This window comes from Pseudomonas sp. GW456-L13 (genome assembly GCF_017350115.1).
Taxonomy (GTDB): Bacteria; Pseudomonadota; Gammaproteobacteria; order Pseudomonadales; family Pseudomonadaceae; genus Aquipseudomonas; species Aquipseudomonas jessenii.
The window spans coordinates 737,210-757,631 of sequence record NZ_JACNAS010000001.1 but is presented as its reverse complement, the minus strand read 5'-3'; the positions used below and the strand labels follow the sequence as shown (position 1 = coordinate 757,631).

At 61.5% G+C, this 20,422-nt stretch carries 20 protein-coding genes; 8 read left to right on the top strand and 12 right to left on the bottom strand.

The genetic code is table 11. The features are described 5' to 3' along the window. Positions 1 to 2 precede the first annotated feature (2 nt). From J4D25_RS03290 to J4D25_RS03280, 3 genes are read right to left on the bottom strand one after another with little or no spacing between them, the layout of a single operon-like run. On the bottom strand, positions 3 to 1,280 hold the full coding sequence (locus tag J4D25_RS03290) for a dihydrolipoamide acetyltransferase family protein (protein ID WP_057715214.1): 1,278 nt from the start codon (positions 1,278 to 1,280) through the stop codon (positions 3 to 5). Beyond that, entirely contained in the window at positions 1,281 to 2,339 is a 1,059-nt protein-coding gene (locus J4D25_RS03285) for an alpha-ketoacid dehydrogenase subunit beta (RefSeq protein ID WP_007988197.1), read from the bottom strand. It lies immediately after the preceding gene. Position 2,340: 1 nt separating this feature from the next. Next, the gene (locus J4D25_RS03280) at positions 2,341 to 3,576 is read right to left on the bottom strand and encodes a 3-methyl-2-oxobutanoate dehydrogenase (2-methylpropanoyl-transferring) subunit alpha (RefSeq protein ID WP_057715213.1); all 1,236 of its coding nucleotides are present in this window, start codon (positions 3,574 to 3,576) and stop codon (positions 2,341 to 2,343) included. Positions 3,577 to 3,761: 185 nt separating this feature from the next. Between J4D25_RS03280 and bkdR the strand changes: the two genes are divergently transcribed. Next, a complete protein-coding gene (gene bkdR / locus J4D25_RS03275; RefSeq protein ID WP_007976593.1) occupies positions 3,762 to 4,250 on the top strand; it encodes a Bkd operon transcriptional regulator BkdR in 489 nt (162 codons plus the stop codon). A 128-nt stretch (positions 4,251 to 4,378) separates the two neighbouring features. On the opposite strand, the gene J4D25_RS03270 is transcribed toward bkdR, so the two are convergent. After that, positions 4,379 to 5,242, bottom strand: coding sequence for an MBL fold metallo-hydrolase (locus tag J4D25_RS03270; protein WP_057715211.1), 864 nt, complete (start codon positions 5,240 to 5,242; stop codon positions 4,379 to 4,381). Between the two features lie 119 nt (positions 5,243 to 5,361). Here J4D25_RS03270 and J4D25_RS03265 point away from each other — a divergent pair, with 119 nt between their 5' ends. From J4D25_RS03265 to nahK, 6 genes are all read left to right on the top strand, one after another. Next, the gene (locus J4D25_RS03265) at positions 5,362 to 5,703 is read left to right on the top strand and encodes a helix-turn-helix transcriptional regulator (protein ID WP_057715210.1); all 342 of its coding nucleotides are present in this window, start codon (positions 5,362 to 5,364) and stop codon (positions 5,701 to 5,703) included. 163 nt (positions 5,704 to 5,866) lie between these two features. After that, on the top strand, positions 5,867 to 7,111 hold the full coding sequence (locus J4D25_RS03260; RefSeq protein ID WP_057715209.1) for an FAD/NAD(P)-binding oxidoreductase: 1,245 nt from the start codon (positions 5,867 to 5,869) through the stop codon (positions 7,109 to 7,111). Between the two features lie 9 nt (positions 7,112 to 7,120). Next, positions 7,121 to 7,927, top strand: a complete 807-nt coding sequence (locus J4D25_RS03255) for a sulfite exporter TauE/SafE family protein (protein WP_057715208.1) — start codon at positions 7,121 to 7,123, stop codon at positions 7,925 to 7,927. Positions 7,928 to 8,136: 209 nt separating this feature from the next. Next, positions 8,137 to 9,321, top strand: a complete 1,185-nt coding sequence (locus J4D25_RS03250) for a porin (RefSeq protein ID WP_057715207.1) — start codon at positions 8,137 to 8,139, stop codon at positions 9,319 to 9,321. Between the two features lie 154 nt (positions 9,322 to 9,475). Beyond that, the gene (gene nosP / locus J4D25_RS03245) at positions 9,476 to 10,639 is read left to right on the top strand and encodes a nitric oxide-sensing protein NosP (RefSeq protein WP_057715206.1); all 1,164 of its coding nucleotides are present in this window, start codon (positions 9,476 to 9,478) and stop codon (positions 10,637 to 10,639) included. Continuing rightward, the gene (gene nahK / locus J4D25_RS03240) at positions 10,608 to 13,202 is read left to right on the top strand and encodes a hybrid sensor histidine kinase/response regulator NahK/ErcS' (protein ID WP_057715205.1); all 2,595 of its coding nucleotides are present in this window, start codon (positions 10,608 to 10,610) and stop codon (positions 13,200 to 13,202) included. Before nosP ends, nahK begins: the two co-directional genes overlap by 32 nt. Before the next feature lie 116 nt (positions 13,203 to 13,318). On the opposite strand, the gene J4D25_RS03235 is transcribed toward nahK, so the two are convergent. From J4D25_RS03235 to J4D25_RS03205, 8 genes are all read right to left on the bottom strand, one after another. Beyond that, positions 13,319 to 14,155: an IS3 family transposase gene (locus J4D25_RS03235; RefSeq protein WP_057716268.1), complete on the bottom strand. Its 837-nt coding sequence runs from the start codon at positions 14,153 to 14,155 to the stop codon at positions 13,319 to 13,321. Further along, positions 14,152 to 14,457, bottom strand: a complete 306-nt coding sequence (locus J4D25_RS26890; protein ID WP_057713040.1) for an IS3 family transposase — start codon at positions 14,455 to 14,457, stop codon at positions 14,152 to 14,154. The genes J4D25_RS03235 and J4D25_RS26890 overlap by 4 nt, the downstream gene beginning before the upstream one ends. A gap of 98 nt (positions 14,458 to 14,555) precedes the next feature. Then, complete coding sequence (locus J4D25_RS03230) at positions 14,556 to 15,221, bottom strand: response regulator transcription factor (protein ID WP_057715204.1); 666 nt, start codon at positions 15,219 to 15,221, stop codon at positions 14,556 to 14,558. 57 nt (positions 15,222 to 15,278) lie between these two features. After that, entirely contained in the window at positions 15,279 to 15,836 is a 558-nt protein-coding gene (locus J4D25_RS03225) for a PQQ-dependent catabolism-associated CXXCW motif protein (RefSeq protein WP_057715203.1), read from the bottom strand. A 223-nt stretch (positions 15,837 to 16,059) separates the two neighbouring features. After that, entirely contained in the window at positions 16,060 to 16,851 is a 792-nt protein-coding gene (locus J4D25_RS03220) for an ABC transporter permease (RefSeq protein ID WP_057715202.1), read from the bottom strand. Beyond that, complete coding sequence (locus tag J4D25_RS03215; RefSeq protein ID WP_057715201.1) at positions 16,848 to 17,579, bottom strand: ABC transporter ATP-binding protein; 732 nt, start codon at positions 17,577 to 17,579, stop codon at positions 16,848 to 16,850. Before J4D25_RS03215 ends, J4D25_RS03220 begins: the two co-directional genes overlap by 4 nt. Then, the gene (locus J4D25_RS03210) at positions 17,576 to 18,535 is read right to left on the bottom strand and encodes a YVTN family beta-propeller repeat protein (protein ID WP_057715200.1); all 960 of its coding nucleotides are present in this window, start codon (positions 18,533 to 18,535) and stop codon (positions 17,576 to 17,578) included. Before J4D25_RS03210 ends, J4D25_RS03215 begins: the two co-directional genes overlap by 4 nt. A gap of 30 nt (positions 18,536 to 18,565) precedes the next feature. After that, positions 18,566 to 19,750 (bottom strand): ABC transporter substrate-binding protein, encoded by a 1,185-nt coding sequence (locus tag J4D25_RS03205; protein WP_057715199.1) that lies wholly within the window; start codon positions 19,748 to 19,750, stop codon positions 18,566 to 18,568. A 210-nt stretch (positions 19,751 to 19,960) separates the two neighbouring features. Here J4D25_RS03205 and pedF point away from each other — a divergent pair, with 210 nt between their 5' ends. Then, the gene (gene pedF, locus J4D25_RS03200) at positions 19,961 to 20,422 is read left to right on the top strand and encodes a cytochrome c-550 PedF (RefSeq protein WP_057715198.1); all 462 of its coding nucleotides are present in this window, start codon (positions 19,961 to 19,963) and stop codon (positions 20,420 to 20,422) included.

The window sequence follows — 20,422 nt, the reverse complement described above, 5'->3', positions numbered from 1 at the left end:
ACTTACTCCACAAACAAGGTCGCGGGTTGTTCGAGCAGGCCACGGATGGCCTGGATGAAGAGCGCCGCGTCCATGCCATCGACCACGCGGTGATCGAAGGAGCTGGAGAGGTTCATCATCTTGCGGATCACGATCTGGCCTTTGATCACCATTGGCCGTTCGACGATCTTGTTCACGCCGACTATCGCCACTTCCGGCAGGTTCAGCACCGGGGTGCTGACGATGCCGCCCAAGGCACCGAGGCTGGTGAGGGTGATGGTCGAGCCGGACAACTCGTCGCGGCTGGCTTTGCCGTTACGGGCGGCAGTGGCCAAACGGGAGATTTCAGCGGCGCTGTCCCACAGGCTGCGGGCTTCGGCATGACGCACCACCGGCACCATCAAACCGATATCCGCCTGGGTGGCGATGCCGACATGCACCGCGCCGAGGCGGGTGATGACCTGGGCTTCGTCGTCGTAGCGGGCGTTGATCTGCGGGAAATCACGCAGGGCGACGACCAGGGCGCGGACCAGGAACGGCAGCAAAGTCAGCTTGCCGCGAGTCGCGCCATGTTTTTCGTTGAGGTGCGCGCGCAGCTCTTCCACGGCGGTGACGTCGATTTCTTCGACATAACTGAAGTGGGCGGCGCGCTGGGTGGCGTCCTGCATGCGCTGGGCAATCTTGCGACGCATGCCGATCACCGGGATCTGCTGTTCATCGGTACGTTGGGCGTAAGCAGCCGCCACCGGTGCCGAAGCGTTCGACTGACCCTGGGCCAGGTAGGCGTCGAGGTCTTCATGCAGCACGCGGCCGGCGGGGCCGGTGCCACGCACCAGGCGCAATTGAATGCCGAGGTCCAGCGCATGCTTGCGCACGGCCGGGGAGGCCAGCGGACGCTCGTCGGCCTCGCGAGCAACCATCGGGCCCTGGCATACGGCAGCTTTCGGCGCCGGGGCAGCGACCGGTTTGCTTTCAACCACGGTTTCGACTTTCGTTGCTGCAACCGGTGCTTCTTTAACAACAGGTGCCGGTTGCGCCGATTCCTTAACGTTGCCCGCACCTTCGACTTCAATGCTGATCAGCACACTGCCAACCGCCATGACTTCGCCCGGCTGGCCACCGAGGGCAATGACCTTGCCATGCACCGGCGACGGGATATCGACCATCGCCTTGTCGGTCATCACATCGGCCAGCACCTGATCTTCGACGACCATGTCGCCGACCTTGACGTGCCATACCGACAATTCAACTTCTGCAATGCCTTCACCAATGTCCGGCATTTTAATGACGTGCGTGCCCATTCAGACCTCCATGACCCGTTTCAACGCCGCGCCCACTCGGGACGGCCCTGGGAAATACGCCCACTCTTGCGCGTGCGGGTAGGGGGTGTCCCAACCGGTGACGCGTTCGATCGGCGCTTCCAGGTAGTGGAAGCAATGCTCTTGCACCAGCGCCGTCAGTTCGGCGCCGAAGCCGCAAGTGCGGGTGGCTTCGTGAACGATCACGCAGCGCCCGGTTTTCTTCACCGATTTGGTGATGGTTTCCAGGTCCAGCGGCCACAGACTGCGCAGGTCGATGACTTCGGCATCCACGCCGCTTTCTTCAGCGGCCACTTGCGATACGTAGACGGTGGTGCCGTAGGTCAGCACCGTGACGTCCTTGCCCGGACGGGCGATAGCGGCAACGTCCAGCGGTACGGTGTAGTAACCGTCCGGAACCTGTGCGGCGGGGTGTTTCGACCACGGGGTAACCGGGCGTTCGTGGTGGCCGTCGAAAGGACCGTTGTACAGTCGTTTCGGCTCCAGGAAGATCACCGGGTCATCGTTTTCGATGGAGGCGATCAGCAGGCCTTTGGCGTCGTAAGGGTTGGACGGCATGACGGTGCGCAGACCGCATACCTGAGTGAAGAGTGCCTCGATGCTCTGGCTGTGGGTCTGGCCGCCGTAGATGCCGCCGCCGCAGGGCATGCGCAGGGTCATCGGCGCGGTGAACTCGCCGGCCGAGCGATAACGCAGGCGCGCGGCTTCGGAAATGATCTGGTCGTAGGCCGGGTAGACGTAGTCGGCGAACTGGATCTCCACCACCGGGCGCAGACCGTAGGCGCCCATGCCCACGGCGGTGCCGACGATACCGCTTTCAGAGATCGGCGCGTCGAACACTCGCGAGGTGCCGTACTTGGCTTGCAGGCCTTCGGTGCAGCGGAACACGCCGCCGAAGTAGCCCACGTCCTGGCCGAAGACCACGACGTTGTCGTCACGTTCAAGCATCACATCCATGGCCGAGCGCAGGGCCTGGATCATGGTCATGGTGGTCGTGGTCATGGCGGTTTCCAGCTCGATATTGTTGTTGTGATCGTTCATGTCAGATCCCCAACTCTTGACGCTGGCGCTTCAAGTGCTCCGGCATCTCTTTGTAGACGTCTTCGAACATGGTCGCGGCGCTCGGAATCTGGCCGCCGGCAAGGGTGCCGTACTGTTCGGCTTCTTTCTGTGCGGCGATCACTTGGGCTTCGAGCTCGGCGCTGACGGCGGCGTGTTCCTCTTCGGACCACTGGCCGATCTTGATCAGGTGCTGCTTGAGGCGCGCAATCGGATCGCCCAGCGGGAAGTGGCTCCAGTCATCGGCCGGACGGTACTTGGACGGATCATCGGAGGTCGAGTGCGGGCCGGCGCGGTAGGTGACCCACTCGATCATGGTCGGACCGAGATTACGGCGCGCACGTTCGGCAGCCCAGGCGGAGGCGGCGTAGACCGCGTAGAAATCGTTGCCGTCGACCCGCAGGGAGGCAATGCCGCAACCGACGCCACGACCGGCGAAGGTGGTGGCTTCACCACCGGCAATCGCCTGGAAGGTGGAGATCGCCCACTGGTTGTTGACCACGTTGAGGATCACCGGCGCGCGGTACACGTGGGCGAACGTCAGGGCGGTGTGGAAGTCCGACTCGGCGGTGGCGCCGTCGCCGATCCACGCCGAAGCGATTTTGGTGTCGCCCTTGATCGCCGAGGCCATGCCCCAGCCCACGGCTTGCACGAACTGGGTGGCGAGGTTGCCGGAGATGGTGAAGAAACCGGAGTCCTTGACCGAGTACATGATGGGCAACTGACGTCCCTTGAGCGGATCGCGCTCGTTGGACAGTAGCTGGCAGATCAGGTCGACCAGCGGTACGTCGCGGGCCATCAGGATGCTTTGCTGGCGGTAGGTCGGGAAGCACATGTCGTCGATGTTCAGGGCCAGGGCCTGGGCGCTGCCGATGGCTTCTTCGCCAAGGCTCTGCATGTAGAACGACATCTTTTTCTGACGCTGGGCGACCACCATGCGGTTGTCGTAGATGCGGGTCTTGAGCATGGCGCGCATGCCCTTGCGCAGGATCTCCACCGGTACGTTTTCGGCCCATGGGCCGAGGGCATTGCCTTGGTCGTCGAGCACGCGGATCAGGCCACGGGCCAGGTCAGCCGTGTCAGCCGGTTCAACGTCGATTGGGGGTTTGCGCACCGTGCCGGCATCGGTCAGATGCAGGTAGGAGAAGTCGGTTTTACAGCCGGGACGGCCCGAGGGTTCGGGGACGTGCAGGCGCAGCGGTTCATACGCTTGGGTCATGGCTTCTACGCTCGATCTTGTGAATTTCTTGTAGTGAGCTGACAGATTTCGTTCGGTAGAAGAAATCTTGTCCTACAACAATCATAGGCCCGACCAAGAAGAATATTTCTCTCTGTTTCGTTGCGCTAAAGATCATTTGCAGATAAAAAACCTGCATAAACATAAAAAACAGGTGGTTTTGTCTCATGCGCAAACTGGACCGTACCGATATCGGCATTCTCAACAGCCTTCAGGAGAACGCGCGCATCACTAACGCCGACCTCGCGCGTTCGGTGAACCTGTCACCCACGCCGTGTTTCAACCGGGTCAAGGCCATGGAAGAGCTGGGGGTGATTCGCGAGCAAGTGACGCTGCTCGATGCCGATTTGTTGGGGCTGCATGTGAATGTGTTCATTCACGTCAGCCTGGAGAAGCAGGTGGAGGAGGCGTTGCAGCATTTCGAAGAAGCGATTTCCGATCGCCCCGAGGTGATGGAGTGCTACCTGATGGCCGGCGATCCGGACTACCTGATCCGGGTGCTGGTGCCGACCATCCAGTCGCTGGAGCGCTTCATGATGGACTTTCTGACCAAGGTGCCGGGGGTGGCGAACATCCGTTCGAGCTTTGCGCTCAAGCAGGTGCGGTACAAGACCGCGCTGCCGTTGCCGGCCAATGGCCTGACTTTGGGCAACTGACACGATTACTCTGTAGGAGCGAGCTTGCTCGCGATGGACGTTAACGATAACGCGAGTCTTCTGGATAAACGCGTTGCCCTCAAGTCCATCGTCGGAACGCCGCCCGGAGCAAGCTCGCTCCTACAGGGTCAGAATTTGTTCAGAGGGATTTTCAGGTAGGTCACGCCGTTGTCCTCGGCCGGCGGCAAATTCCCCGCCCGCACATTCACCTGGATCGCCGGCAGCAACAGTGTCGGCATGCCTAGCCCTGCATCACGTCGTGTACGCATTTCCACGAACGCGGCTTCATCGATCCCGTCATGTACATGAATGTTGTTTTTGCGTTGTTCACCGACGGTGGTCATGCACTGGGGCGCGCGGCCATTGGGCGGGTAGTCGTGGCAGACGAACAGCCGCACGCTGGCGGGGAAGGCCAGCAGTTTCTGGATCGAGGCAAACATCTGGTTGGCATTGCCGCCCGGGAAATCGCAGCGGGCGGTGCCGACGTCGGGCATGAACATCGTGTCGCCGACCAGAATCACATCGCTGTCGACCAGGTAAGCCATGTCCGCCGGGGTATGGCCGGGCACGTGCAGGGCGGTCGCCTTGAGGTTGCCGATCATGAACGATTCGTCGGGGGCGAACAGGTGATCGAACTGGGAACCGTCGACGCGAAAGGAGGGCTCCAGATTGAACAGTGTCTTGAACACGTCCTGGACCTTGCTGATCGACTCGCCAATGGCGACTTTGCCGCCAAGCTCCCTGCGCAGATACGGCGCGGCGGACAGGTGATCGGCATGGGCGTGGGTTTCCAGCAGCCATTGCACTTGCAAGTGACGGGCGCGGACGAAGGCGATGATGTTGTCGGCCTGGGTGGTTGCGGTACGCCCGGAGGCTGCGTCGTAGTCGAGCACCGGATCGACAATCGCACACTGCCCGCCATCAGCCTCGTAGACCACGTAGCTGTAGGTCGAGGAGGCGGGGTCGAGGAAAGCTTCAATCAGTGCGGGCATGGACACGAACCTGTGCAGGGTTAGAAAAGTCAGACGGGCGAAATTTCAGTCATGGGTTGCAACATTATATGTTTAAACATAATGTTTACAGCTTAAGTGACGTTGAAGGCATCCTGCAAATGCAATCCGGTCTGACCGAATGTGAAGTCTCCCAACTGCGCGCCTCGGCCTCCAAGGCGTGTGCGCTGCTCAAGGCCCTGGCCAATGAGGATCGCCTGTTGATCCTGTGTCAGCTGACCCAGGGCGAACGCAACGTAGGCGAGCTGGAAAAAATGACCGGCGTGCGCCAACCGACCCTGTCCCAGCAATTGGGGATCCTGCGCGATGAAGGACTGGTCGCCACCCGTCGTGAAGGCAAGTACATTTTTTACGGTCTCGCCAGTCACGAAGTGATCCAGGTGATGAAAACCCTCTCCGGGCTGTACTGCGGGGCGGTGCTCAAAAGCTGGGTTCAACCTTGATCTTATTCAACACACCGAACCTGTGGGAGCGAGCTTGCTCGCGATGGGGCCGGCACATCCAACATTAATGGCGACTGACCTGACGCCATCGCGGGCAAGCCCGCTCCCACAGGTTTTTGGTTTGACTCGTAACAATCCTTGCGTGCAGCAAAAGGAACAAGCAATGAACGATCAACACTGGGGCCCATCCATCAGTGCAGATATCGTGGTCATCGGCGGCGGCACGGCAGGCATCGGCTTTGTCGCCAGCCTGCTCAAGCGTAGCCCGCATCTGAACATCACCGTGATCGAACCCGACTCCCGGCACTACTATCAACCGGCCTGGACGCTGGTCGGCGGTGGAGCCTACAACGTGGAAAACACCGTGCGGTCCATGGCGTCGGTGATGCCGCGCGGGGCCCACTGGCTGCAGGCTGCCGTGACGGGCATCGATCCCGACAAGCGCCAACTCACCCTCGGTGACGGGCGTACGGTCGGCTATCAAAACCTGGTGGTCTGCCCCGGCCTGCGCCTGGCCTGGGAGAAAATCGAAGGCCTGGAGGACACCCTCGGCCAGCACGGCGTGACCTCCAACTACAGCTATCGGCACGCGACCTACACCTGGGACCAGGTGCAGAAATTACGCGGCGGCAAGGTGCTGTTCACCCAGCCGGCCATGCCGATCAAATGTGCCGGAGCGCCACAAAAGGCGCTGTACCTGTCCTGCGATCATTGGACCAAGAGCGGTGTGCTGAACAACATCGACGTCGAGTTCAATCTTGCGGGCGCGGCACTGTTCGGAGTGCCGACCTTTGTCCCGCCACTGATGAAGTACATCGAAAAGTACAAAGCCCGGTTGGCGTTCAACTCGAATCTGGTCAAGGTCGACGGCCCGGCGAAAACCGCGTGGTTCGACGTCAAGGATGCCGATGGCAATGTCACCCGCCAGGCAAAAACCTTTGACCTGCTGCATGTCGTGCCACCACAAGTCTCCCCGGACTTCATCGCCCAAAGTCCGCTGGCCGACGCCGCCGGCTGGTGCGAGGTCGATCCCCACACCCTTCAACATCCGCGCTATCCAGGCGTGTTCGCGCTGGGTGACATCTGCGGCACCACGAATGCAAAAACTGCTGCGGCGGTGCGCAAGCAGATCGTGGTGGTGGCGGAAAACCTGCTGGCTTTGCGCAAGCAGCAACCGCTGCCGCTGAAGTACGACGGCTATGGCTCCTGTCCGCTGACGGTGGAGAAGGGCAAGGTGATCCTTGCCGAGTTCGGGTACGCGGGCAAGTTGCTGCCGACCTTTCCCTTTGACCCGACGATCCCGCGCCGCTCGGCGTGGTGGCTGAAGGCGACACTGCTACCGTGGTTCTACTGGAACGGTATGCTCAAGGGCCGCGAGTGGCTGACACGTGTGTCCAGGGTCGACTGAGAACTCCGTATGTTGCTGGCAAGTCTGTTTGGTGTAGTGATGGGGTTGGTGCTCGGCTTGACGGGCGCCGGTGGCGGTATCCTTGCGGTCCCGGCCCTGGTGTTGGGGTTGGGGTGGAGCATGACCCAGGCCGCTCCGGTGGCGTTGTTCGCGGTAGGCAGTGCGGCAGCGGTCGGTGCCATCGACGGCTTGCGCCATGGTCTGGTGCGTTATCGCGCAGCGCTGCTGATCGCGGCATTGGGTGCGGTGTTTTCGCCGATAGGGATCTACTTTGCCCACCAGTTGCCGGAAAAAATCCTGATGATCCTGTTCAGCCTGCTGATGGTCATGGTGGCCGGGCGGATGTTGCGCCGCGAGCGCAAGGACGAGGGTCCCAGCGATCATGGTCAGGCCAACTGGGGCCAGAAGAACTGCATGCTCGATCAACAGACCGGGCGCTTTTCCTGGACCGCCAAATGCACCGCGACCCTCGCCGCGCTCGGGGCAGTAACCGGTGTGGTCTCTGGATTGCTAGGGGTGGGCGGCGGCTTTCTGATTGTCCCGGCCTTCAAGCAACTGACCGACGTGCAGATGCGCGGGATCATCGCCACGTCGCTGATGGTGATCAGCCTGATTTCCGGCATCGGCGTGATCGGCGCGTTCCATGCCGGGGTGCGCATCGACGATTCGGGCATTGCCTTCATCGTCTCCAGCATCGTCGGCATGATCATCGGCCGCAAGCTCTGCACCCGGGTGCCGGCGCGGGCGTTGCAGGTCGGATTCGCCAGCGTCTGCGTCGTGGTCGCCGCCTACATGCTGTTCAGGGCCAACGCCTGACCGGTACCGGTTCCTGTGGACGCCAGTGGGGTCCACAGGCCTACACCCTTAGTGGCGAGCCTCACTGACACGCGGTCTTACACCATAGTGGTCACACACCGCCAGCCAATCCAAAGCACCTGAAAACCAGCCCAAAGGCAGCGTATGGCGCCGCCCGTCAGGTTTCGATAATCGCCTCCGACACTCAGTCCCCCGTTTCGGAGCGCGCCATGCACAACAATAAGAACGTCACGCATCGTTTTCTGCCTGCCTTCATCGCCAGCCTGTCTGCCCTTGGCCTGAGCCCGCTGGCCGAGGCGGATATCATGCTGTACGACAAGGACCAGACCACGTTCTCCACCGACGGCTACATTAACGCCTTCTACGTGAACAGCGATGTTGATCGCGCCGGCGATCAGTTCGACCGTCGACAGTCGCGGGTCAAGATGGGGTTCCTGCCCAACTACCTGGGGTTCAACATGGGCAAGCAGGTAGACGACCTCAAGCTCGGCGCCCGTGCCTCGTTCTGGGTCACCATCAACGACAGCGAAACCAACGGCACCGACACCGCCATCGATGTGCGGCAGTTCTTCGGCACCGTGGCCAACCCGGAGTGGGGCGAGGTGCTGATCGGCAAGGACTTCGGGCTGTTCGCCCGTTCCAACATCCTGCTCGACGAAATGCTCGCCGGTTATGGTCAGGTCAGCGATACGTTGGGGCTGGTGGATGGCGGCGGGGTGTCGTTCGGCAACATCGGCACCGGTTATCCGTATCCGTTCCCGACCTCGCAGATAACCTATCGCACCCCGGTGATGGACGGTCTGCGCGTGGCGGTCGGCATCATGGACCCGGTGGACACCAACGACAGCAGCCCGACGGGCAAGGCCTATCAGGAAAACCCGCGTACCGAGAGCGAAGTCACCTATCAATTCGACCTGGCCGGGGCAAAGATCTACAGCTGGGTCAACGGCAGCTACCAGACCTCGGACAACACTGATTCCACGGTCGAGACCGTCACCTCCAAGGGTGTCGGTTATGGCGTGCAGGCGAAGATGGGCGGTTTGTCCCTCACCGGCTCCGGTTTCCAGGCCAAGGGCATCAACCCGTTTTTCACCAACAATGCCGGCGAGCCGACCCTGCGCAATGTCGACAGCGACGGCTACCTGATGCAGGGCTCCTACAAACTGGGCAAGAACCGCCTGGCCTTGTCCTATGGCAAGACCAATGACGATGGCAACGGCGTGGTCGGCAGCGGCGCGGACTACGAGACCCGCGGCATCGCGTTGTTCCATGACGTGAACGACAACCTCAAGCTGGTGGCCGAGTACAACCAGTTCGAAATCAATGGCCACGACACCGACGAGCAGAACGAAGACACCGACACCTTTGCCGTGGGTGCGGTGCTGACCTGGTAACCCCGGGAGGTGGCCCTGGCCGTGCGCATCGCGGCGAGGGTCGCTAACCGTCTCATCCCATCGAAGCGGCTACCCGCTACCCAAGTAGCATTCGTCGCACCTCACAGACTTCGTACACTCGTGCCTCATACACACGCACCTGCCGGAGGTGACGATGCAGTCGGTCCAGAACGAAGGAATCGTCAGTGCGATGTCCCAGGCCACCGATGCCCGGCAGGTCGCGCAGGAACTGGCACGACAGTTGTTGCACCCGCACCTGGGGTTCGTGCTGTTCTTCTGTTCCGCCGAGTACGACTTGCAGGCGCTGGGCCAGGCCTTGCAGCAAAGCTTCGGCGGCATTCGCCTGGCGGGCTGCACCAGCGCCGGGGAAATCACCCCGCTGGGCTACGGACGCAATTGCGTGACGGCGGTGGGTTTCGATCATCGGCACTTTTCCATCGCGATCGAGCTGATCGACCAGATGGAGCACTTCAGCCTGATCGACGCCCAGCAAATGGTCGAGCGCCTGGTCAGTGGCTGTCGCAGCAACACCCTGGCCCCGATCAAGGGCAACAGCTTTGCCCTGACCTTGCTCGATGGCCTGTCCAGCCGTGAAGAAATGGTCCTGGCGGCCTTGAGCGCGGCATTGGGCGACATTCCGCATTTCGGCGGCTCGGCCGGCGACGATAACTACCTGACCCATACCCATGTGTACTTCGATGGCGAGTTCCACAGCGGCGCGGCCGTGGTGGTGCTGGTCAATACCTGGCTGGATTTCGAAGTGTTCACCACCCACCACGTGCTGCCCCGCGCCGAAAAGCTGGTGGTCACCGGGGCCGACAGCACTTTGCGCCGGGTCTTCGAACTCAATGCCGAGCCGGCCGCCGCCGAGTACGCCCGGCACATCGGCGTGCCGGTGACGCAACTCGATCACCGGGTCTTCGCCGCGCACCCGTTGGCAGTGCGGATCAATCAGCAGTACTACGTGCGGGCCATCCAGCAGGTGCATCCGGACCTGAGCCTGAGTTTCTACTGCGCCGTGGAAAACGGCATCGTCCTCACCGCCATGACTCCGGGGCCGATGCTGCCGAACCTGCAGAGCCTGTTCGAGGGTTTGCAGGAGCGCCTGGGTGATTTGCTGCTGACCATCGGTTGCGACTGTTTCCTGCGGCGTCTGGAACTCGAAGACGACGGCAGTCTTGATCAGATCGGCACGTTTTTGCGTGAGCAACGGGTGATGGGTTTCAACACCTACGGAGAACAGTTCAATGGCATGCACATCAACCAGACCTTCACCGGCGTTGCCATTGCCCGTGGCCGCGCCCCAGGACATCGCTGAGCTGCAGGCCGAGCTGGCCAGGCTGCGCCTGGAAAACCATAAACTGCAGCGCATCAATGGTGCGCTGATCGAACGGGTCGAGTCCGGGGTGACCCGCGGCAACGATCCGTACGCGGCATTCCAGCATTCGGTGGTGCTGGCCGAGCAGGTGCGCGAACGCACCGATGCCCTGAACCAGGCCATGGCCGAACTCAAGGCCGGTAATCATTTGCTCAGCGAAGCCCGCCTGCGCGCGGAAACGGCGCATCAACACCTGATCGATGCCATTGAAAGCATTTCCGACGCCTTCGTCCTGTTCGACGCCGAGCAGCGCATCGTGCTGTTCAACAGTCGCTTCAAGGCGTTCTGGAGCAACAGTCGGGTGCGGATCAATGCCGGCATGCGCCTGACCGAGGTCAAGCGGCTGATGATGAACAACGGCCTGTTCACCGAAGAGCCACGCGGGCATGCCGACGAAAACCTGCTTTACCGCCTGCAGAACGGGCGCTGGCTGCAAGTCAGCGAGCGGCCGACCCAGGAAGGGGGGCGGGTGATTCTGTTCACCGACATTACCGACGTCAAACTCAGCGAAACCGTACGCCGGGAACAGGCGGTGGCGCAGAAGTCGCATCTGCTTCAACGGGCGGTCGACAACCTGTCCCAAGGGGTGGCGATGGTCAGCGCCGAGGGCATTCTGGAGTTGTGGAACCGGCGTTTCCTGGAGTTGAGCGGCCTGGCGCCCGTGGCGGCCCATCGCCCGTTTGCCGAAGTAATCGCCGACAGCGAGTTGAACCTGCTGACCCCGGCCAGTCGCGATGGCAACGGACGACCGGTACGCGAATGCGAACAGCGCCTGTACGATGGCCGGGTCCTGGAAATCCGCACCCATGCATTGCCCGCCGGCGGTTTCGTCAACACCTTCACCGACATTACCGAACGCTACCAGCACGCCGAGGCGCTGAGTGAAAGCGAACACTGGATTCGCCTGATCACCGATCACGTACCTGCATTGATTGCCTACCTCAATGCCGATCTGGTCTACGAGTTCACCAACAAGGTCTACGAAGAATGGTACTGCTGGCCCCGCGGCGTGATGCTCGGCCAGAGCCTGCGCGAAGTGCACAGCGAACAGCATTACCAGCGGCTGGAGTCCTACGTGGCCAGGGCGCTGGCGGGCGAGAGCGTGACGTTCGAATTCGCCGAAACCAACGTCAACAATCAGGAGCGCTACATGCTGCGCTCCTATGTGCCCAACCGTCTGGCCAGTGGCGAGGTGGTGGGGATTTTCGTGCTGATCCGCGACATTACCGAACGCCGGCGCACCGCCGAGGCGTTGCACCAGGCTTATCAGAACCTTGAGCTGCGGGTACGCGAGCGCACGGCGGAATTGACTACCCTCAATGACCAACTGCTGCGCGAGATCGATGAGCGTCGCCTGGTCGAGTCACGCTTGCGCGAGGCCAAGCAGGAAGCCGAGCAGGCCAACCTGTCGAAGACCAAGTTCCTCGCCGCCGTCAGCCATGACCTGCTGCAACCGTTGAATGCCGCTCGGCTGTTTACCAGTGCCTTGCTGGAGCGGCGCGAGCCGATGTCCAGCGAAATTCTGGTGCGCAACGTGAGCAATTCCCTGGAAGACGTGGAAAACCTGCTCGGTACCCTGGTGGATATTTCCAAGCTCGATGCGGGGGTGATCAAAGCCGACATTGCGCCGTTCGCCCTCAGTGAACTGCTGGACAACCTGGCCGCCGAATACACCCAGGTGGCGCGCAGTGAAGGCCTGCAACTGCACTTCATCGGCTGTTCGGCGCTGGTGCGCAGTGACATCCAGCTGCTCGCCCGGATTCTGCGCAACCTGCTGAGCAATGCGATTCGCTATACCTACAGTGGTCGCGTGGTACTCGGTTGCCGGCGGCATCATCAGTGCCTGACGATCGAAGTCTGGGACAGCGGCATGGGCATTGCCGAGCATCGCCTGGAGGAGATTTTCCAGGAGTTCAAGCGCGGTGATGTGCAGCGACCCGATCAGGATCGCGGCCTGGGCCTGGGCCTGGCGATTGTCGAGAAGATTGCCGGCATCCTCGGGCATCGCATTCATGTGCGCTCGTGGCCGGGCCGGGGTTCGATGTTCTCGGTCGAAGTACCGTTGAGCGCCACCGCGCCGAAACCGCCGCCGACGTTGCAGATGAGCGAGCCGATGCTTGAGCGCCTGCGCGGTGCGCGGATATGGGTGCTGGACAATGACGCGACCATCTGTGCCGGCATGCGCACCTTGCTGGAGGGGTGGGGGTGTCGGGTGGTGACGGCGCTCTCGGAGGAGGACCTGGCGCGGCAAGTGGACAACTACCACGCCGAGGCCGACCTGCTGATTGCCGATTACCACCTGGACAACGATCGCAACGGTGTCGACGCCGTGGCCCGGATCAATGCCCGGCGCGCGTCACCGGTCCCGGCGATGATGATCACGGCCAACTACAGCAATGAACTCAAGCAGCAGATCCGCGAACTGGGCCACACCCTGATGCACAAGCCGGTGCGGCCGATGAAGCTGAAGACGGCGATGAGTCATTTGCTCGGCAGGCCTTGAGATCCCGGCGTTTTTGCCACCGCTATCGCGAGCAAGCTCGCTCCCACAGGGACAGCATCGTACCTGTGGGAGCGAGCTTGAACTGGTCAAGTAATCCCGGACACCGGTTACGGTGTTTATGCCGCTTTTTGCTCCATGGCTATTGGCGACAGATAGTTGTTGTAGCTGTGGAGCCTGGTGCGGTTGTAGTACATGAAGAAGCGCACCATATCGGTTTTGGCTTCCTCGATCTTGCTGTAGCCACTACGAGGCACCCATTCTGATTTCAGCGTGCCGAAAAATCGCTCTGTTGGAGCGTTGTCCCAGCACTGCCCGCGATGGCTCATGCTTTGCAATATGTCACGACGCTTCAGTTCTTCCTGAAACTTGCGGCTGGTGTACTGACAGCCCTGATCCGAGTGAAACATCAGTCCCGCAGGGCACGTTCGAACCTCTGTCGCCATGCGTAGCGCCTTGCTGACCAAGTTGGCGTCATTGACCAGCGAAAATGCCCAACCGATGACCCGGCGAGCAAACAAATCGATGACGATGGCCAGATGAACCCAGCGCTCGCCCACCATCAAGCTGGTCACGTCACCACACCAGACCTGATCGACTGCAGCCGGTTTGAAGTTGCGCTTGAGCCGATTGGGCGCGACAAACGCTTCCACTCCCTTGGATCTGAATGGGTGCGGCTGGCGTTGTTTACTGACAATGTTGGCCTCCCTCATCAGCGCTCGGACAAGGCCTCTTCCGATCGCGATGTTTTGGGACTTCAGGCCCTTGCTGATCATTCTGGAACCCATGGCTTCGCGGCTTTCGCTGTGCAGTTCAACCACTTTGAGCTTGAGCTCTTCGCGCCTGATCCGCGGTTGGGCTCGCCGCTGAAGCCACTCGTAAAAGCTGCTGCGCTTCACATCGAAAACACGACACACGACAGCTGTCGGGAACGACTCTCTTAGTTCCGCAATCATCGAAAACGATCGGGATCCGACATCAAGAGAGCGGTAGCCTTTTTTAAGATCTCGGCTTCCATTTCCATGCGCTTGATCTTGGCCTTTAGTTCCTGGATCTGGCGCTGATCTTCGGTAATCGCCTTGGTGCCTTTGACTGGCTGCCCCTCGCGCTCCTTGCGAACCTGATCGACCCAACGCCGTAAAGCGGTGGGCCCGATATCCAGCGATGCACAAACGTCTGGAACCGGGCAGTTATCATCAAGCACCATGCTGGCAGCATGCAGCTTGAACTCGCGTGAATAGACCTTTCTTTCGTTCATGGAACCTCCAAGTTGGCGAAATCATATCGCCCTTAAGAGGTGTCCGGAATTATTAGGCCAGTTCAGCTTGCTCGCGATGAGAGCGACGCGGTCTTGACTCAGCGCCGCAGATAAGACCCGAAATCAATATCCCCGGCACTCAGGATCGCCTGCACCCGGTTGTGCACGTTGAGCTTGCGCAGGATCGCCGAGACATGGGCCTTGACCGTGGTCTCGGCGATTTCCAGGGTGTAGGCGATCTGCTTGTTCGATTCGCCCTTGGTCATGCGTTCCAGCACCTGCAGTTGTTTGCGGGTCAGGGCCTGGAGCAGTTCGGGCGGGAAGCCCGGGGTGTCGTTCATCCGCCGGTGGGTGCTGCTTTTGGCGGTGCGGATGATGTCCGGAGGCAGGTAGACATTGCCATTGAGAATCTGCTGGATGGCATCGGTCATCTGGGTACGGGGTGAAGACTTGGTGATGAAACCCACCGCACCGTAGGTGATGGCTTGCAGCACGATCTGTTTGTCCTGCTCGGCGGAGACAATCACCACCGGAATGGTCGGCGCTTCGTTACGCAGGTTGATCAGGCCATTGAGCCCGTGCATGCCGGGCATGTTCAGGTCGAGCAGGATCAGGTCCAGGTCGTCGTGTTCCTGGGTCAGCGCCAGGGCGCTGTCCAGGTCGGCGGTTTCCATCACTTCGGTGCCGGCAAAACCGTCGCTGATGACGTTGTGAATGGCTTCGCGAAACAGCGGGTGATCGTCGGCAATCAGGATTTTGTACATGGCCTTTCACCTCATTATTTTGATTATGGTGTGGCAACTACACGCACGCGTAAAGCTTCAGGGAAAGGGTTCGGGGCTGGCTGGCGAAACCGGCAGATTGGCCGCTTGCCAGGCGTCCAGGCCATCGCGATACCAATACAGAGTCTTATAGCCCATGGTGGCTGCGCGTTTGACCGCATTCCAGCTCAACCAGCAGTCGGAGCGGCAGTAGAAGACCAGCGGTCGCGTCGGGTCGCCGCCAGTCAGTGATTTCAGGTTGCGGGAAAAGTAATCCTGCCAGGCGGGCGTCAGGTCACCGTCGCCGGTATTGGCCAGCCAATGGCTGCCGGGCAGGTTTTCATGGGGCTGGTCTTCGATGAACTGCCCTTGCAGCCACTGACGGCGGTAGACATCGATCAGCACCGGGCGCGGGGTTTGGCCGAGCAGGGTTTGCAGGGCGGGGGTGTCGATGATGGTTGCGCCTTGCAGTTGTTCCGGCGTCGGGCTGCGGTACAGGCCGATGCGATAGCCGTCGGTGGAGAACAGCGCCGTGTCGGCCTGCGCGGTGCTCAACAGCAGGCCCAGCGACAGGGCGGCGAGAGTAGGGCGCAACAGGCAACGTCGGGCTCGCGGCATGGGTTCGGTCCTTATAGTTATGGACCTATTACATGCCAGTCGGGGGGCGTTGGGAATGCGACGATAGACAGGAAAACCAGTACTAAAGTAGTAATTCTCCCTGTTCAATGAAGATCCCCCTGTGGGAGCGGGCTTGCTCGCGAAAGCGTTGTGTCAGTCAACTTATTTATTGAATTTGCCGCCGCCTTCGCGAGCAAGCCCGCTCCCACCGGGGATTGTGGTGTTAGCTGGCTTTGCGCAAGGCAGCATGCTGCGGGTTGAAGGTCAGCACGGCGAGCAGCGCGAACAGCAGCGTCAAACCCGCACACACCGCCAGCGCCAGCGGATTGAAGCGTTCATACAGGGCGAAGCGCACCAGTTCCACCGCATGGGTAAAGGGATTCACCGCGCACAGCCAATACAGCCACTGGCTGGCCTCGCGCATCTTCCATAGCGGATACAGCGCCGATGACAGGAAAAACAGCGGGAAGATCACGAAGTTCATCACCCCGGCAAAGTTCTCCAGCTGGCGGATCGCGTTCGACAGCAACAGGCCCAGTGCGCTGAGCATCAACGCCACCAGCAACAGGGCCGGCAACGCCAGCAACAGGCCCATGGCCGGTGGCCGCACGCCGTAGACCCAGGCAATCGCCAGGAACGCATACACCTGCAACAACGAAATCAGCGACGTGGCCACCAGTTTGCTGCACAGCAGAAAGGTTCGGGGCAGGGGGCTGGTCAGCAGCACGCGCATGCTGCCCATCTCGCGGTCGTAGACCATCGACAGTGACCCCTGCATGCCGTTGAACAGCAGGATCATGCAGGCCAGCCCGGGAATGATGTAGACCTCGTACGGAATGTAGGTGTCGTAGGGCTCGATGATCGCGATTCCCAGTGCCGCGCGAAAACCGGCGGCGAACACCAGCAGCCACAGCAGCGGCCGCACCAGGGCGCTCAGAAATCGGGTGCGTTGCAGCACAAAGCGCAGCCATTCGCGCAGCACGATACCGCGCAAGCATTGCCAGTAAGCGTTCATTGGACAACCCCTGATGTCGTAAGGCGAGTGAAGGCCGAGCCGAGATCGCCGCCGTGCTCCAGGCTCAGGGTGTCGGCCTGCCCACTGGCCACCAACCGGCCTTGATGCAGGATCAACAAGTCATCGCTGGGCTGTACTTCGTCGAGCAGGTGGGTGGTCCAGAGCACGCTGATGTGCTCGTCGCGACACAGGCTGCGGATGTGCTGGTTGAGCGCCAGGCGACTCGCCGGGTCGAGGCCGGCACTGGCTTCATCGAGCAGCAGCAGGCGCGGCTCATGCAGCAGGGCGCGGGCAATTTCCACCCGGCGACGATGGCCGCCATTGAGTTCGCGCACCCGTTCGCGGCGACGGTCGGTCAGGGCCTGACGGGCCAGTTCGACGTCGACCCGAAGGTCGGTCTGACGCCGGGACAGGCCATGCAATGCCGCGTGATAACGCAGGTTCTGCTCGACGCTGAGGTCCAGGTCCAGGGTGCTTTGCTGGAACACCACGCCCAATTGCCTGAGTGCCGGGCGTGCCGCGCTGCGCAATGAACAGCCACCGACGCGGATTTCGCCGTGCTGCAGATCATAGAGCCGGGTCAGCAGGGCAATCAGGGTCGACTTGCCGGCGCCGTTGGGCCCCAGCAGCGCGGCGAAACGCCCGGGTTCCAGGCTGAAACTCACCTTGCGCAAGGCCTCCCGGGAGCCGTAGGCAAAGCCCAGGTCGCTGACTTCAAGGGCGTTCATGGCGTCACCACCACGCCCCAGGGATAGCGCCCGACCTTCACCGATTTGCTGACCTTGAGGCTGTCGACATCGATCACCGAGACATCGCCGCTGACGCCGTTGGTGGCCAGCAGTTGCTTCTGATCCGGGGTGAACGCCATCTGCCAGACCCGTCGACCCACCAGCAGGTAATCGAGAATCTCGTAAGTCTTGGCATCGATCACCGCCACATGATTGGCCGGGCCCAGTGCGACGAAACCGTACTTGCCATCGGCGCTGAGCTTGATGCCGACCGGCTGGACCTTGTCTGGGTGCACGCCCTTGATCTGGAAGTTAAGGGTCTTGAGCACGGTACGGCTGGCCACATCGAGAATGGTCACGGTGCCGCCGATTTCCGCCGAGGCCCAGAGCTTCGCGCCATCGGGGGAGAACTCGACGAAGCGCGGGCGCTGGTCCACCAGGGTGCTGTCGGCCAGGGTCTGGGTGCTGGTGTCGATCCAGTGCAGCATGTTGGTGGTTTCGCTGGTGTTGACCGCCCACTTGCCGTCGGGGCTGACGGCCATACCCTCGGGCTCGACGCCGACGTTGATCTGGCCGAGTACCTTGGAGGTCTCGGTGTCGATCACTGTGACCAGCGCATCGTCTTCGTTGGAGACGTACAACCAGCGATTGTTGGGGTGCAGGGCGAATTGTTCAGGGTCTTTGCCCGAGGGCAGTTCCTTGATGATCTTGCGCGTGGCCACGTCCATCACCTGGACCCGGTCCGAGTCGCTGGCGCAGATGTACAACAACTTGTTGTCATGGGACAGCAGCAGGCCGCGAGGGCGCTGGCCGACGGGCAGGGTGTCGGTGACTTGCAGGGTCTGCATGTCGATCAGGCTCAGGTTGTTGTCCTTTTCGTTGGAGACCCAGGCAGTGCTGGCAACGGCATTGCCAGCGGCGAGCAGCAAGGTGCAAGAGAGCAGGGTGCGGCGCATGGCGGATTCCTTGTTGTTGTGATGTTCGGATCAGGGAAAGCGGCAGCTGACCTCGGGCTTGTCGTAACCCAGGCTGTCCATCTCGTTGAACGGGTGCAAAAAGCCGTCCTGGGGTGAGGTGCTGACCAGCGCCCGGGGCTGGACAATGGGAATCGGCTGGCGCAACTGGCCATTCCACGACCGGTAGCTGAGCTTGCGACCCTTGAAACCGTCGAGCGGCAACTGATCGCTGATTTCAAGCGTACGGATCGCCATCGGCTCGGCCTGGCGCAGTTTGCTCATGGCGCTGGCGATACTGCGCACGGCCATCCATGCCGCGAAATCGCGGTCATTCATCCAGCGTCCGGTCAGGGCTTCAAAGCGTTTTTGCAGCTGCGCGGCGCCGTAGGTTTCCACGGTCTTGTGCCAGCCCACCGGGGTCAGGCCCTGGGTGCCGGCGACCGGGCGCGGGTACCAGGTCTGGTAGGGCACGTATTCACCGAAGTCGCCGCGTTCATCGGCCACCAGCACCACGTCGTACTCGGCGGTCTGGGTGAACAGCGGCATGTCGGCCTGGGCGCTGCGGCGTTGGTCGTTATCAAAGCTCCAGGGTTTTTCCGCCACCAGTTGCAAGCCGAAGCGCTTGGCGGCGCGGCGCAGGGCGGCGGCATAGGCTTGATCATCCGCCGTCGGGCCGACAATCAGCAGCGCCCGCTGCCATTTGCGCAACACCAGAAACTGCGCCAGCGCATCGGCGAGCATCGCCCGGCTCGGCAAGGTGTGCAGCACGTTCGGCAGGCAATCGCTGGTGCGCAGGTTGTCGTCGGGGCTGCCGGCGTTGAACAGCAGACTATCGGGCAGTGCCGCACTCAATTGGAGCAGGCTGGTCGCGGGGGCATTCACCACAAACAGGCGCAAGCCCTGTTCATGCTGCACCTTTGCCGCTTCGAGCAAGGCCTCGGGACTGTCGACACTGGCGCTGACAAGGCTGTAACCGTGGTTGAGAAAACGCCCGGTGCTGTTGCTGTCGGTGATCGCCAGTTCGGCACCGCGCAGCCCGGCATCGGTGGGCTCGGGGATGACGTTCGACAGCAACGGGCCGGCGTCGGGGCGATAACCCAGGTAGCCGATCCGCACCTGCAAGGGCGCATCGGCGGCCTGACTCTGGGTGGCCAGGCCGGCGGCGCAGGCAATCGCCAGCAGGTAGATCAGGGCGTAAGGGATTAGCTGGCGCATAGGGCACTCCATTACAGGTAGCGCCAGCATAGGAAGCCCGCGAAGCTGAGGAAATATGCAGAAAGTACCGGTGGTGTCCATCCAGCGCCTTACTACCAAGGGACTAGGTAGCGACCACCAAAGCAGCATGGGGGCTGTGCGCAGGGCTTTCTAAGATGGCTGCCATAGCCTCTGCCAAGAGGTTTTGCGTGCAATCCAGAGGGCATAACAATGACAACAAAACGCAACGCCTTGCTCGTGACCGGGCTATTGGCCAGTTTGATCAGTGCAGGCTCCGTCTGGGCCCACGGCAATGTGGTGCCACAGGCTGTCGCCACCCAGGGCTTGACCCCGATCAAGGACGCCGGGGTGCAGCTCGATGCCGATGGCTGGGCCGCGGTGAACCCGTATCGCACCGCCCCGGAACACGACAAGGCAGTGGAAATCGGCGCCTCGGCCTATACCCAGAACTGCGCGGCCTGTCATGGCCTGGAAGCCAAGTCCGGTGGTATCGCCCCCGACTTGCGTATGCTCGATGTCGGCGAGGCGGGCGATGAATGGTTCGCCGAACGGGTGCGCCATGGCGCGGTGCGCGACGGTCGGGTGTACATGCCGAAGATGGCCGACTACCTGAGCCAGGAAGCCCTGTGGGCGGTGCGTACCTATCTGGACACTGTGCGCGTCGAGGAGTGA